Annotated in this window: 13 protein-coding genes; 6 read left to right on the top strand and 7 right to left on the bottom strand. The window is 63.1% G+C overall.

All coding sequences use genetic code 11. From position 1 onward, the window contains the following. The first annotated feature begins 42 nt into the window (after nucleotides 1-42). Nucleotides 43-2,043: a peptidase U32 family protein gene (locus ACSSVC_RS19000; protein ID WP_404939885.1), complete on the top strand. Its 2,001-nt coding sequence runs from the start codon at nucleotides 43-45 to the stop codon at nucleotides 2,041-2,043. 19 nt (nucleotides 2,044-2,062) lie between these two features. On the opposite strand, the gene ACSSVC_RS18995 is transcribed toward ACSSVC_RS19000, so the two are convergent. Next, nucleotides 2,063-2,944, bottom strand: coding sequence for a LysR family transcriptional regulator (locus tag ACSSVC_RS18995; RefSeq protein ID WP_492611174.1), 882 nt, complete (start codon nucleotides 2,942-2,944; stop codon nucleotides 2,063-2,065). 179 nt (nucleotides 2,945-3,123) lie between these two features. On the opposite strand from ACSSVC_RS18995, the gene ACSSVC_RS18990 reads away from it, so the two are divergent. Both ACSSVC_RS18990 and ACSSVC_RS18985 read left to right on the top strand, forming a co-directional pair. Beyond that, nucleotides 3,124-4,194, top strand: coding sequence for an SDR family oxidoreductase (locus ACSSVC_RS18990; protein ID WP_346633062.1), 1,071 nt, complete (start codon nucleotides 3,124-3,126; stop codon nucleotides 4,192-4,194). A 17-nt stretch (nucleotides 4,195-4,211) separates the two neighbouring features. Continuing rightward, nucleotides 4,212-4,754: a histidine phosphatase family protein gene (locus tag ACSSVC_RS18985; RefSeq protein ID WP_346633061.1), complete on the top strand. Its 543-nt coding sequence runs from the start codon at nucleotides 4,212-4,214 to the stop codon at nucleotides 4,752-4,754. 27 nt (nucleotides 4,755-4,781) lie between these two features. Here the strand turns inward: ACSSVC_RS18985 and ACSSVC_RS18980 are convergent, their stop codons facing one another. Both ACSSVC_RS18980 and ACSSVC_RS18975 read right to left on the bottom strand, forming a co-directional pair. Beyond that, nucleotides 4,782-5,303, bottom strand: coding sequence for a hypothetical protein (locus tag ACSSVC_RS18980; protein WP_346633060.1), 522 nt, complete (start codon nucleotides 5,301-5,303; stop codon nucleotides 4,782-4,784). 53 nt (nucleotides 5,304-5,356) lie between these two features. Further along, nucleotides 5,357-5,578 carry a PLDc N-terminal domain-containing protein gene (locus ACSSVC_RS18975; protein WP_492611173.1) on the bottom strand — a complete coding sequence of 74 codons (222 nt, stop codon included), beginning with the start codon at nucleotides 5,576-5,578 and terminating at the stop codon, nucleotides 5,357-5,359. Between the two features lie 255 nt (nucleotides 5,579-5,833). On the opposite strand from ACSSVC_RS18975, the gene ACSSVC_RS18970 reads away from it, so the two are divergent. Together ACSSVC_RS18970 and ACSSVC_RS18965 are read left to right on the top strand one after the other, a co-directional pair. Continuing rightward, complete coding sequence (locus ACSSVC_RS18970; protein ID WP_446439880.1) at nucleotides 5,834-6,541, top strand: peptidoglycan DD-metalloendopeptidase family protein; 708 nt, start codon at nucleotides 5,834-5,836, stop codon at nucleotides 6,539-6,541. 291 nt (nucleotides 6,542-6,832) lie between these two features. Further along, the gene (locus tag ACSSVC_RS18965; protein ID WP_446439881.1) at nucleotides 6,833-8,059 is read left to right on the top strand and encodes an MFS transporter; all 1,227 of its coding nucleotides are present in this window, start codon (nucleotides 6,833-6,835) and stop codon (nucleotides 8,057-8,059) included. Between the two features lie 35 nt (nucleotides 8,060-8,094). On the opposite strand, the gene ACSSVC_RS18960 is transcribed toward ACSSVC_RS18965, so the two are convergent. Continuing rightward, nucleotides 8,095-9,195, bottom strand: a complete 1,101-nt coding sequence (locus ACSSVC_RS18960; protein ID WP_346632950.1) for a polyamine ABC transporter substrate-binding protein — start codon at nucleotides 9,193-9,195, stop codon at nucleotides 8,095-8,097. Nucleotides 9,196-9,294: 99 nt separating this feature from the next. Continuing rightward, complete coding sequence (locus ACSSVC_RS18955) at nucleotides 9,295-10,110, bottom strand: carbon-nitrogen hydrolase family protein (protein WP_346632949.1); 816 nt, start codon at nucleotides 10,108-10,110, stop codon at nucleotides 9,295-9,297. A gap of 114 nt (nucleotides 10,111-10,224) precedes the next feature. On the opposite strand from ACSSVC_RS18955, the gene ACSSVC_RS18950 reads away from it, so the two are divergent. Further along, nucleotides 10,225-11,034, top strand: a complete 810-nt coding sequence (locus ACSSVC_RS18950; protein WP_346632948.1) for a helix-turn-helix transcriptional regulator — start codon at nucleotides 10,225-10,227, stop codon at nucleotides 11,032-11,034. A 107-nt stretch (nucleotides 11,035-11,141) separates the two neighbouring features. Here the strand turns inward: ACSSVC_RS18950 and ACSSVC_RS18945 are convergent, their stop codons facing one another. Together ACSSVC_RS18945 and ACSSVC_RS18940 are read right to left on the bottom strand one after the other, a co-directional pair. Then, nucleotides 11,142-12,239: a DmpA family aminopeptidase gene (locus ACSSVC_RS18945; RefSeq protein WP_492611172.1), complete on the bottom strand. Its 1,098-nt coding sequence runs from the start codon at nucleotides 12,237-12,239 to the stop codon at nucleotides 11,142-11,144. Nucleotides 12,240-12,604: 365 nt separating this feature from the next. Continuing rightward, nucleotides 12,605-14,077 carry an aldehyde dehydrogenase family protein gene (locus tag ACSSVC_RS18940; protein ID WP_492611171.1) on the bottom strand — a complete coding sequence of 491 codons (1,473 nt, stop codon included), beginning with the start codon at nucleotides 14,075-14,077 and terminating at the stop codon, nucleotides 12,605-12,607. Between the last annotated feature and the right edge of the window lie 63 nt (nucleotides 14,078-14,140).

Here is a 14,140-nt window from a genome sequence, read left to right as displayed (position 1 = left end):
TACAATGCGCGCCTTGACCCTGATAAGCCTGATTAAAAAAACATGTCCTTGCCCAAACATCACCTGGAACTGCTCAGCCCCGCCCGCGACGTCGCCATCGCCCGCGAAGCCATCCTGCATGGCGCCGACGCGGTGTACATCGGTGGCCCGAGCTTCGGCGCCCGTCACAACGCCAGCAACGAGGTGGGCGAGATCGCCCAGTTGGTGGAATTCGCCCGCCGCTATCACGCGCGGGTGTTCACCACCCTCAACACCATCCTCCACGACAACGAACTGGAGCCGGCGCGCAAGCTGATCCACCAGTTGTACGACGCCGGTGTCGATGCGTTGATCGTCCAGGACCTGGGAGTGATGGAGCTGGATATTCCGCCCATCGAGCTGCACGCCAGCACCCAGACCGATATCCGCACCCTGGAGCGGGCCAGGTTCCTCGATCAGGCCGGTTTCTCGCAGTTGGTACTGGCCCGTGAACTGAACCTGAAGGAAATCAGCGCCATCGCCGCCGAAACCGACGCGGCCATCGAGTTCTTCATTCACGGCGCCTTGTGCGTGGCCTTTTCCGGCCAGTGCAATATCTCCCACGCCCAGACCGGTCGCAGCGCCAACCGCGGCGACTGCTCCCAGGCCTGCCGCCTGCCCTACACCCTCAAAGACGAGCACGGCGGCGTGATCGCCTACGAGAAGCACCTGCTGTCGATGAAGGACAACAACCAGAGCGCCAACATCCGCGCCCTGGTGGAAGCCGGCGTGCGCTCGTTCAAGATCGAGGGACGTTACAAGGACATGGCCTATGTGAAGAACATCACGGCCTACTACCGTCAGCGCCTGGATGACGTTCTCGAAGACCGTCCGGACCTGGCCCGCGCTTCCAGCGGCCGCACCGCGCACTTCTTCGTCCCCGATCCGGACAAGACCTTCCACCGGGGCAGCACCGATTACTTCGTCAGCGAGCGCAAGATCGACATCGGCGCCTTCGACTCGCCGACCTTCACCGGGCTGCCAGTGGGCACCGTGGAAAAAGTCGGCAAGCGCGACCTGCAAGTGGTGACCTTCGAGCCGCTGTCCAACGGCGACGGCCTCAACCTGCTGGTCAAGCGTGAAGTGGTGGGTTTCCGCGCCAACATCGCCGAAGCCCGCGGCGAATTCGAAGAAGACGGCGAGAAACGCTACCGCTATCGGGTCGAGCCCAACGAGATGCCCGAAGCCCTGCAGCGCCTGCGTCCCAACCATCCGCTGAGCCGCAACCTCGACCACAACTGGCAGCAGGCCCTGACCCGCACTTCCGCCGAGCGGCGCATTGGCCTGTCCTGGCTGGCCCGTCTGCGCGAAGAGCGTCTGGAACTGACCGCCACCAGCGAAGAAGGCATCAGCGCCAGCGTCGCCCTGGACGGTCCGTTCGGCGTGGCCAACAAACCGGAGCAGGCCCTGGGGCAACTGCAGGACCTGCTGGGGCAACTGGGCACCACCCATTACCACGCCACCGACATCAAACTGGATGCGCCCCAGGCATACTTCATCCCCAATTCCCAGCTCAAGGCCCTGCGCCGGGAAGTCATCGAGGCCCTGGACACGGCCCGCGTCGCCGCTCATCCACGGGGCGGGCGCAAGGCCGAAAGCAACCCGCCGCCGGTGTACCCGGAGTCACACCTGTCATTCCTGGCCAACGTCTACAACCAGAAGGCCCGTGACTTCTACCACCGTCACGGCGTGCAACTGATCGATGCCGCGTTCGAGGCCCACGAAGAGCACGGCGACGTACCGGTGATGATCACCAAGCACTGCCTGCGCTTCTCCTTCAACCTGTGCCCCAAGCAGGCCAAGGGCGTGACCGGCGTGCGCACCAAGGTGGCGCCGATGCAACTGGTACACGGTGACGAAGTGCTGACCCTGAAGTTCGACTGCAAGCCCTGCGAGATGCACGTGGTGGGCAAGATCAAGGGCCACATCCTCGACCTGCCGCTGCCGGGCAGCGCCGCCGATTCCGTCGTCGGCCATATCAGCCCCGCAGACCTGCTCAAGACCATCCCTCGCGCGCCACACTGAGTGACGCACCGGCGCAGCCCTAAGGGATTGCGCCGGTTGCTTCAGTCGACAGTGCCTCACCCAGTACCTGCTCCAGAACCGCGAAACAGTGCTTGATGTGAGCCTGCTTCAAGGCTTGAGGCCGGGTTACCAGGTAGATCTCCATCGCTGGAAACGCCATCGACGCAAACAGCTCCACCAGATCGCTCGCCAGAATCCGCGGCATGACCGCAATCCCCATCCCCCGCCGTACCGCCTCGACCTGCGTCGTGAACGAACTGACCCTGATCTGCCGTCCCTCAAGACCAGCGGCCTTGGCCGCGCGCATCTGCGGCAGGTTATCCAGGGGAGGAAGCAGGCCGATGGTGGTGGCCGACGCCGGGGTGATGTCCGGGAACCTGTGCAACAGCTCCGCACTGGCGAACACGCCGTACTCCAGCTTGCCCAATGGCCGATAGATCAGCGAAGGTTCACCCTGATGCGCGGTGCGCACCGCGATGTCCGCCACGCCGCGGGCGAGCTTGTGAAACTCGGCGCTCACCTGCAGCTCCACCGAGCACCCTGGATGAATCGAGGTCACCCGATGAGCCGCCTCAAGCACCCAAGGGGTAAAGCCCTCGCCTGCACTGATCAGGATGCTGCCGCGCAATTGGCCCTGCGACTCCGGGAGGCCCAGCGTGCTCTGGCGCCTCAACCCTTCCTCCGCCGCCAGAGCGACTTCCACCAGTGATTGCCCCCGAGGCGTCAGCCAACAGCCCTCGACACCTCTTTGCAGCAGCGGCTCGCCCAGGGCCGCTTCCAATTGGCTCAAGCGACGGGATACCGTCGAGGCCGCTACCCCCAGAAGCTGCCCGGCCTGCAGAAAACTGCCGCGCCGCCAGACCGCCAGCAACAGGCGCAGATCATCCCAATTCGCTTCCAAAGCCCTACTCCATGCTTGTCGCTTTGCAAATTCGCAAAGCCATTATGCAGGACTCGCTGTTTTTCCGTGGTGCTGGCCAAGGTATATCTAGCGCCCTCGAACCCCATGGAACGGACTGTATGAGCACTGCCCCCGAACACCGCACGCAAGCGGCCACCGATAGCGGCTATCGCCCTGAAATGCACTACACCTTTGTCACCGGAGCCACCGGTCTGCTGGGCAACAATCTGGTACGGGAGCTGCTGGCCCGAGGCTGCAAAGTCAAAGCCCTGGTACGTTCAAGAGCCAAGGGTGAACAACAGTTCGGTGCTCTGCGAGGGTTGGAACTGGTAGTGGGCGACATGGCCGATGTCGACTGGTTCGCCGCCGCGTTGCATGGCTGCGACACGCTGTTTCATACCGCGGCGTTCTTTCGCGACAACTACAAGGGCGGCAGTCACTGGGAACAACTGCAGCGGATCAACGTCCTGGGCACTCAGCGCTTGCTGGAGCGGGCCTACAGTGCCGGTATCCGCCGCTTCATCCACACCTCGTCGATTGCCGTGCTCAAGGGCGAGCCCGGTCATCTGATCGATGAGACTTGCTTGCGCGACCCCGCCGATGCGGACCCCTACTACCGCAGCAAGATTCTCGCCGACCAAGCAGTGCTGGCATTCCTCGAGACCCATCCGCAGATGCAGGCCTGCATGGTGCTGCCCGGTTGGATGTGGGGCCCCGGCGACATCGGGCCAACGTCCTCCGGACAATTGCTCAACGACGTGGTGCTGGGCCGCCTGCCCGGCCTGGTTCCAGGCAGTTTCTCGGTGGTCGACGCCCGCGATGTGGCGCTGGCGCAGATTGCTGCCGCGCGCCAGGGACGCAGGGGCGAACGCTACCTGGCGGCGGGCCGCCACATGACCATGGCAGAGCTGGTGCCGCTGCTGGGACGTATCGCCGGCGTCAGGACTCCCGTGCGGACGTTGCCAGTACCGTTGCTGTATACCTTGGCGGCGGCGCAGGAACTCTATGCGCGCTTGACCGGCAAGCCGGTGTTGCTGAGCCTGGCCACCGTGCGCCTGATGCGCCAGGAAGCCGGGCGCAGTCGCTTCGACCCGAGCAAGAGCGAACAGGAACTGGACCTGAGCTTCCGCACCCTGGAACGCACCATCAGCGATACCCTGGCCTGGTATCAGGACCACGGCTGGCTGGCCAGGCGGGCACCGGCCGCCCACTCATCGAACCGCACCGAGCAGGACGCAACCAGACCTTGAACAGCACCATCATCCTCATGCGTCACGGTCCACCCGAAGGCATAACGACCGAGCGGATTTCAGCACTCGACATGCAGGGCTGGATACAGGACTACGATCGTTCGGCAATCACCGCGCACCCTGCTCCGCCATCCAGTCTGCAACTGGCCGCCAGCGCAGCGGTGATTGTCTCCAGCAGCGCTCCTCGAGCGCTGGCCTCCGTCCGGGCTCTGGGGCTGGAACCGACCCTGGTGGACCCGCTGTTCTGCGAGGCGCAACTGCCTTATGGTCCTTGGCGACAACCACGCCTGTCGCCTATTGCCTGGGCGTCCATTCTTCGAGTCCTGTGGCTGTGCGGTTACTCCAGGCACGTCGAAACCGCCACTACGGCTCGGAGTCGGGCGGCAGCCGCCGCGCTGCAACTTCAATCCCTGACCCAGGACGGCTCAGTGCTGTTGCTCGGCCATGGCTGGATGAATCGCCTGATTGGCAAACAGCTGGCTGGCGCCGGTTGGCGTCGACAAGAACGCACCGGCAGCCGCTATTGGAGTACGACGGTTTATCGGCGTGATGGCGTCTGAGGGGGGCGGCCCTTGGTCCTGCCTCCTTCAGGCTCCCGGATTGGTCACCTGGATATACACCGCCCAGCTCCCCAACAGCAGCCAGAACACCGCGAACAACCAGGGTGAACGCATGGAAAACAGCAACGACTTGCGATAGCCCTTGTGGCTGGATTCGCTCTCGCAGAACAGTGGCGACTCGTCGTAGGCCAGGCCCATCAGCGGCTCGCTGTGCAGCAGGTGGCTCTGCTTGAAGTGCCAGTGATCAATGATCTCGTACGCGGCCCTGATCCCCGGCCAGGCATTGAGGGAACTGAGGATTCCCAGCAACGCCAGAAACGGCGGCACCGACAGGGTAAAGAGTTTGCCCCACTCCGGATTGAGGTTGGCCATGCAGGACGCGAAGGCGATCACCAGAAAGGCCTGAGCCGTCAGGTACGCGTCGGTGCGGTTGGCCAGGATGGTGGTTTCGTACTGGATTTCCCGGCGGTAGAAGTCCAGGCGCTCCTTGGGTGAGCCGAACATCTTGGCGTTGTGCTCGCTGAGTTCGGCTTCATCCACCTGGGACATGAGGATTCTGGGCACGGCGCGGTCTTCCTGGCTTATGCAATGAACGCTGCGTCTCAACTTTTGCCAACATGCGACGCCGAGGCGTCACGGCTCAGCTCCTTGGGGCCGACGCACAGCCAGAGCAGCAGCCCCAGCAAGGGTACAAAGATGATCACGACGATCCACAGCCCCTTGTTTTCGGCCCGCGCACCGCTTCTGAGCAAACGCTTGATGGCCCAGAGTTCAGCCAGCAGCACCATCACTGCCAGAGTGATCCAGATGTATTCGATATGCATGGAGTTCCTCCCGGTCTGAACTGCCTTAGGTCGGCGGCGGGAGCGAGGGTTCATTAAGTTTGCACGGTCGCAGCCCCCGGGCAGGGAAACGACGGACAAGAACCTGCGCGCAGTGACATCCTGATTGAATTTAACGCTGCATGTTGCGGTCTATAACGCGCCTCTCAAGCCGCAAACAGGTATAGTTGCCGGCTTGCCTGGCGCGTCGCGGGCAGCTCGAGCTGCAGGGCTTTATCAGGACTTAATGGTTGCCGTGTGTTGGTAAGACTTCTATTGATTGCACTACTGCTGGCGGTGTCGGCCTGCAGCTCCAATTCCTCCAGCCCTGGCGGCACCGCGCCCCTCAAGGCCGGTGAATATCGGGTCAAGCGTGGTGACACGCTGTATTCGATCGCCAGCCGCAACGGCACCAACTGGAAGGAAGTGGCGCGGCTCAACGGCCTCAAGGCGCCCTATACCGTGGAAGTCGGCCAGGTGCTGCGGGTCGGCGGCGCGGCCAAGAGCACCCGGGTGGTCAGCAGCAAGTCGCGTAGCACCGCCAGCAAGAGCAAGGGCAAGGCCGCCCCGCCTGCCCCGCCGATGCCCAAGGTCACCTTGCAAGGCTGGAGCTGGCCACTGCGCGGGGTGCTGATCGGTCGTTTCTCCCCCACCGGCAAGCTCAACCAGGGCATCCGCATCGCCACTACCCAAGGCCAGCCGATCCACGCCACCCTGGGCGGCAAGGTAGCGTTCGCCGGCTACATGCGCGGCTACGGCAACCTGATGATCCTCCAGCACGGTCCCTCCTACACCAGCACCTACGCCTACAACAGCCGCCTGCTGGTCAAGGAAGGCCAGATGGTGATCAAGGGCCAGAAGATTGCCGAGGCCGGGTCCCAGGACACCGACCGCGCCCAGTTGTATTTCGAGATCCGCGCCAATGGCGTACCGGTGGACCCGTTGCGGTTGCTGCCGCCGGGTTGAGTCGAGGCGCTCGCCGGCGATGACGTTCGAGCGGCCCTATTGCCCGCACCGCTTCGCCGCACTGGACGCAGGAAAATGAACTCAGGGGTTTCGAGCATGGTAGTGACCGGGCCAGGCGCTATCATTTGCATCAGGGTTTGAAAGGCCTGTTTACCCCCTCGCCCCTCACTACCCTATCCCGAGCGTTGTCCGGCAAAGCACCTCGGTTATCGAGCGTCCGATAACCTGCCCGCCCATTTTCCCTTCGCTTCGTCGAGCTCCTTTTACAGCCATGCACATACCGGATAAGTCATGTCCACGCATCCGCACGCCTGCAATAAAGCGCCGTCACCGGTGTTTCTACTCTTTCTGACGCTGTCACTGATGGTGTCCTTGATGAACAGCAGCGCGCCAACGCCGCTGTACCCCTTCTATAAACAACAGCTGCAGTTGAGTGCCGTGGAGCTGACATTGATCTTCGGCGTCTACGGCGTGGGCGTCCTGCTGTCGCTGCTGACCCTGGCCGGGTTCGCCGGGCGCCTGCAGGATCTGCGCAGACTCTTGGTGCCCTCCGCCGCCCTCGTGGTATTTGGCGCCTGGCTGTTTTCCCAGGGCAGTTCCTTGTGGCAACTGGGTACGGGGCGCCTGATCGCCGGTGTAGGTTCGGGGGCGATGACCGCCGGTATCAACATGGCGCTGGTGCGCTTCGGTCCAGCCGACAACGGCAAGCTCGCGGCGCTGCTGGCCACCCTGGCGATGGTCGTGGGGCTGGCCTTGGGACCGCTGCTCAGCGGGGCCGCCTTGCAACTGGACTGCTATCCCAGGGCGCTGCCGTTCTGGCTGATCATGTTCCTGGGCCTGGTGGCTATCCTGGGGGTGCTGGGATGCTGGCCGTCATCGCCAACCGTGCCGACGGCCGTTGCCGACACGCCGTCGATCAAGGCACCCGGCTTGCTCCAGAGCCTGAAAGGCATTGGTGTGCCCTATCACCTGTGCGCCTGGTCAGTGTTTTTCAGCTGGTCGTTTGCCGCCTGTGTGTTCGTGATCGGTCCCGGCGCTGCGGAGCAGTTATTGGGGTTGCATGATCACGCAGCGTTCGGCTACGGCCTATCGGCCTATCTGCTGATCGCCGGGGCCAGCCAGCTGTTCTGCCAGCGCCTCGAGGCCCGGCGCGCCCTGCTGAGTGGCCTGCTGTGCCAGAACCTCGCCTTCGTCATGTTGCTGATGGCCTTCTACCAGGGCTCTTTGCTCCTAGCAGTGCTGGCCCTGATCGTCGGCGGCTATGCCTACGGCGCCATCTTTGTCGGCAGTGCCCGGCTGATCAACCAGCTGGCCGTGGGCCGTGGACACGGCAAGCTCATCGCCTACTTCTACATGACGATCTACTTGTTCAATGCCGTGCCGATTCCCCTCGGGTTTGTGTTGGACTCATCAGGCATGGCTCAGGCCGTCCACAGTGCACTCATGCTGTTCCTGATGGTCGGCAGCACGCTATGGCTGATGGCGCACAAGGTCCGCCTTGCCCCCGCTCGGTCTTAGTGCCAACGCAGGGGGCAGACCGCCGTCTCTCACCGCTAGCTGCCGCTCTTGACCTTGCTCCAGACCCGGGTGCGGACCCGCTCCAGTTTCAATGGCAGCGGCTCCAGCGGGAACAGGGTGTCGAGCACTGCCTGGCTCGGGTAGACGCTGGGGTTGTCGCGAATCTTCTGTTCGATCAGTGCCTTGGCGGCCAGGTTGCCATTGGGGTACTTCAGGTAGTTGGTGGTCTGGGCGATCACTGGCGGGCGCAGCATGTAGTCGATGAACTGCAGCCCCTGTTGCGGATTGGGGGCATCGTTGAGCAGCACCAGGCTCTCCACCCAGATCGGTGCGCCTTCCCGAGGGATGCGGTATTCGATATGGCGGCCATTGCCGGCGGCTTCCGAGGCGGTCCTGGCGTCCAGTACGCCGCCGGCCCAGCCCAGCACCACGCAGATGTTGCCGTTGGCCAGGTCAGTGATGAACTTCGAGGAATCGAAGTAGCGCACATAGGGGCGCAATTTCAGCAACAGGGCCTCGGCCTTGCGATAGTCCTCGGGGTTCTGGCTGTTGTAGGGCAAGCCCAGGTAGTGCAAGGCGATGGGAATGACCTCGCCAGGGGCATCGAGCATGGCCACGCCGCACTGGCTGAGCTTGGCCAGGTTGTCTTCCTTGAAGATCAGGTCCCAGGAATCCACCGGGGCATCGGCCCCGAGGATGGCCTTGACCTTGTCGGCGTCATAGCCGATGCCGGTGGTGCCCCACAGATAGGGCACGGCGTAGCGATTGCCCGGGTCGTTGCCCTGGACCTTGGCCAGGATCTGCGGGTCCAGGTGGGACCAGTTGGGCAACTGGCTGCGATCCAGTTCCTTGAGCACCCCGGCCTTGATCAGGTTCGGCAGCAGGTCGCCGGTGGCGACCACCACGTCGTAGCCGCTGCGCCCGGCCATGAGTTTGCTCTGCATGACATCGCTGTTGTCGAACACGTCGTAGGTCGCAACGATCGAGGTTTGCGCCTGGAAGTCCTTGGTGGTGTCCGGGGCGATGAAGTCGTACCAGTTGTAGATGTGCACCTGGGGTTCGGCATTGGCGGCGCAGGCCAGGCTGAAGCTGAACATTGAGGCCAGGGCCCATCGGGCGCAGCGCATGGTTTTCATCGGGATACTCCACAGCGCCAGTTTCCGGCCCTTGAGGACCGGCACCGCGCCTGCTGATATTGGGATTGTTGTGGCAGGAATCAGTGCGGTGAAGGTCAATCAGGGAATCAACAGCTCGCGTCGACCGTCCGGGTGGTCGATCCGTTCACCGTGCAACAGCAACCGGCGGTCGCTGAGGTAGTGATAGTCGCGGCGGGCGGCCTGGAGCTGCTGCGGATCGAGGCTAACCAGTTGCCGGCACTCATCGCGCCCGGCCTCGAACAGCACCCGGCCAAAGGGATCGATGGCAGCGCTGCCGCCGGCGAACACCAGCCCGTCGTCGCCCTCGCCCACCCGGTTGACCATGACCGCGAACAACTGGTTTTCCTGGGCCCGGGCCATGATCGCGGTGCGGTGCACCGGGCCGTAAGGGTCCATGTTGCCGTTGGTGACGATGATCAACTCGGCCCCCAGCTGTGCCAGGGCCCGGGCGCTTTCCGGCAATTCGATGTCGTAGCAGATCAGGATGCCGACCCGCAGGCCTTTCCACAGCACCGTGGCATAACGGTCGCCGGGACAGAATTCGCCCCGTTCCGAGGGCCACAGATGGGTCTTGCGGTACTGCAGGGCGATGCCTTCGGGGGTCACCAGCAACGAGGTGTTGTAGTAGCGGCCTTCAGCGCTTTCCGCCAGGCCGATGACGGCCGCGACATTACGCTGGCGCACCACCTGCAGCACCGCCTGCACGCTCGGCCCTTCAAGAGGCTCGGCGTAGAGCGGCAATTGTTCGGCGCCGATGAACCCGGTCAGGCACGTCTCGGGAAACACCAGCAGATCGGTGTCCTCGGCACAGGTTGTAATGGCTTCGAGCACCCGCCCCAGGTTATAAACGCTGTCGCCGTCACGGCCAGCCAGTTGCACCAGTTCGATCTTCATCGTTGATCCTTGCACGCGTTGGAGGTGCCCCGATCGCCGCTGCAGGCGCCGGGGACGCACAGAGTATGGAGCGCCGCCACGCGGCACAGAATCACTTCGATGGGGTACCCCGCTATGGGTAGCGAAACACACCTGACCTTGCAGGACGTGGCCTGGCACGATGCCGTGGGCCGCTTGATCGACACCCTGGACCGGGACCATTTCTGGAGCGCACTGGTGCGCCTGTTGCAGCACTATGTGCCCGTGGACAATTGGGTGGTGCTGGTCTTCAGCCCCGGCCGACCCCAGGTACTGGCCGAGTCCCCGGCGGCGGACGGCGAGCCGGACGCGCTGTTCCAGGACTACCTCAAGGGCCTGTACCTGCTGGACCCCTTCTATATCCACAATCGGGAAACGCCCCGCAGCGGCCTGTTTCGCCTGGAAGATGTGGCGCCGGAATGCTTCGAGCAGACCGACTACTACCAGCGCTATTTCCGCCTGAACGTGGTGGCCGACGAGGTCCACATCAATGTCCAGCTCGATGGCGCGCGCACCCTGAGCCTGTCCCTGGGCTGCCAGTGCCGCTTCAGCCCCGAGCAGACCGCCCTGCTGGGCCTGATCCAACCCTGGGTCGCGGCGCTGATGCGCCAGCGGCTGGTGTTCGAGCGTGAGTCGGCGGATGCGCCACAAACCGCACCCAGTTGGCAAAGCCGCCTGGAACAGGCCACCTTGCAATCGGGCACCGCGCTTTCGGCACGGGAAATGGATGTGGTCCAACTGCTGCTCAGCGGCTGCTCGAACAAGGAGATCGCGCGCAAGCTGGCGATTTCTGCGGAGACCGTGAAGGTCCATCGCAAGCACCTGTACAGCAAGCTGGGGATCAAGTCCCAGTCCGAGTTGTTTGCCCTGTTTCTGCAGGCGCAGGAAGGTGGCGAGCAAGGCTAGAAGGGGCAAAAAAAAGCGAGCGGACCACTCAAGGTGCGCTCGCCAGGTCACATCGCGGAGCAGGCGGGCAGTGGATCAACCCACCGCCGGGTGCCGTCCGATCGGTTTCAGGGCCGCCAGCCCACTTGCTCCAAGGCCGCCAGCAGGCGCTGGGGCTTCAAGGCCAGGACCTGGCTGCTGCAGCCGCTCAGGTCATCGGCGGCCAGCAGCGCATTGAGGATCGCCTCCTCCACCGCGTCCGCAGCCGCCAGGAACAGCGCCGAGATGTAGTCGTTGTTGACCATCTGCAAGGCGGTGGTCGGCGCGCCCGGGTGCCCGTGATTGGCCACCGGCAGATTGCAATTGCCCACCGAGAACGCCAGGAAGATATCGCCACTGGAATCTTCAGTACCGCCACCGACCCGCGCCAGACCGACACTGGCCCGCTGTGCCAGCCGGGTGCACTGGTGCGGCAACAAGGGGGCATCGGTGGCAAGGGTGATGACGATCGAGCCCATGCCCGGCTCGCCGACATTGCTCGCGCCCTTGAACGGCGAGGCCACGTCAGCCAGCACCCGACCCACCGGATAACCTGCCACGCGCAGCTCCTCGCGCACGCCATAGTTGGCCTGAACCAGCGCGCCGACGGTCCAGCCGCCCTGCTCCTGGCTCAAGACCCGCGACGACGTACCGATGCCGCCCTTGAATTCGTGACAGATCATCCCGGTGCCGCCCCCGACATTGCCCTCGGCCACAGGCCCGGAACGCGCTTCGCCCAAGGCCGCCGTTACATGCTCGGCCGTGACATGCTGCCCCCAGATATCGCTCAGCACGCCGTCGTAGGTTTCCAGCACCACCGGCATGCACCAGTAGGTGTGTTGCTTGGCCATCTCCCGCTCGGCCGCCACCAGCGCATCGCGCACCACGCCGACACTGTGGGTGTTGGTGTAGGCGATCGGCGAAGCCAGCAGGCCCGCTTCGCGAATCCACTCAAGGCCCGTGGCGTCACCGTTGCCATTGAGCACATGAACCCCGGCAAAGCAGGGTTCCAGGTGCGCCGATCCGGCCCGAGGCTCGATCACCGTCACCCCGGTATGAATGGAAGCCTCGGCAGTTTCCAGGCTGAGGGTGTGATGGCCGACCCGCACGCCGGGCACATCGGTAATCGCGTTGTAGACGCCTGGGGTACCCGAACCCAAGGTGATGCCAAGGTCGCGTAAACGCATTGTTTTACTCTCCACATTCGATCGATTAAGGGCTCGAAGTGTAGGAACCTGCAACGCCATTGACGATAACCCTCATTTATTACCCCTAGCAGGTTAATGCCCGACAGGGGCAACTAAAGCGAGCTGACCTCGCCGAAAAAGTTGATACCACCTGCGAAACAAAGTTAATAAAAATATACCCGGCGATATTCTTGAACTGCACAAGTGGGTGGTCTGCCTTGATCTTCGAAAGCCCCAGCCTGCTCAACTCGCAGCAAACCACTCAACCATCACGAACATCCTCTTTAGGTATTAGGAAATATATTCAATCGAGCACCATTCGCCCTGAAAAGATCATCTTCAGGCGTTCCGAAAACAGCTTAGAGCTAGCGCGGTGCAAACCAGGGCGCCGGCACTTCAGCCTGGATCGTGATGGTCTTGATCTGGGTGTAGGCATTCAGCGTCTCGCGACAGAACTCACGGCCAATACCGCTGTTCTTGTAGCCGCCAAAGGCGGTGCCGTCACTGATGTTGGAGTAGCGGTTGATCCAGACCGAGCCGGCTTGCAGGCGGTTGGCGGTGTGCATGGCGTGCTTCAGGTTGCTGGTGTAGATCCCCGCAGCCAGGCCGTACTCGGTGTCGTTGGCCTGGGCGATCATCTCCTCGTAATCGCTCCACTGGATCAGCGACAGCACCGGGCCAAAAATTTCTTCCTGGCAGATGCGCATGTGATTGCGGGCAAGCAACACCGTGGGCTGGATGAAGTAGCCAGCCTCACAACCGGCTACCTCGACCCGAGAGCCACCCACCAGTAGCGTGGCCCCCTCTGCGATGCCTGCATCGATGTATGCCAGGACCTTGCGGCCCTGACTGGCGGAGACCAGGCAACTGACGCGGGTGTCTTCCTCCAGGGGCGCACCGACCCTGACCCGCTGGAACGACTCGATCAGTTTGTCCTTGAAGCTCTCGAAAATATCCGCATGGACAAACAGCCGGGTGCCGGCCAGGCACGACTGGCCATTGTTGTGAATGGCGGCGAAGGTGGCATTGTCCACCACGGCGTCGAGATCTTCGACATCGGCAAACACAATATTCGCGCTCTTGCCCCCCAGCTCCAGGGTGGCCGGCACCAGGCGCTCGGCAGCCACCCCGGCAACGATTCTTCCCACCTCGGTGCTACCGGTGAACGACAGTTTGCGCACCAGCGGATGGACACTCAGGGCGGCGCCCACCACTTCGCCGAGGCCAGGAACAATGTTGACCACCCCAGCGGGGAAAATCCGCGCAATATGCTTGCCCAGTTCCAGGGTCGACAGGGACGCGTTCTCATCGGGCTTGAGGACCACGGTGTTGCCTGCCGCCAGGGCCGGCGCCAGCTTGAACGCGGCCATGATGGCCGGCGCGTTCCACGGAATGATCTGCCCGCACACGCCCAGAGGCTCGCGTTTGCCCAGGGCATAGCCACCGACGATCTCCCGGCCATAGTCCTCATGGGCCATGATCACCGCAGCAAAGTAGCGGTAGTGACGCACGGCGGTTTGATAGTCCTTGCGCACTTCACTGATGCAGCGCCCGACATCCTGGGCATCGATCCGCGCCAGACGCTCGCTGTCGGCCTCCACCGCGTCGGCCAGGGCATTGATCAACCGGCCCCGCTCCTGCTGCCCTAGGGCCTTCCAGCCGGCAAAGGCTGCCTGGGCGGCGTCAACCGCACGATCTACATCGGCCGCGTTGCAGTAATGGATGTGCGCCAGGCATTGGCCCGTGGCCGGATCGAGGGCGGGAACGGGAGCATTGTCGTTGTTTTCAAATACGCCGTTAATCAACGGGCCGTATACAGGATCAAATAAGATAGTCATATCATGCCTCTACAAGTTAAAGATTTAAGGTCATATTGCCGATGCCCATCGAGATAAGGTTTA

It is taken from the genome of Pseudomonas sp. E1BtOHC1, assembly GCF_058744285.1.
Note: the sequence above shows the minus strand (reverse complement) of the source record. Positions and strands in the feature narration are given on the sequence as shown.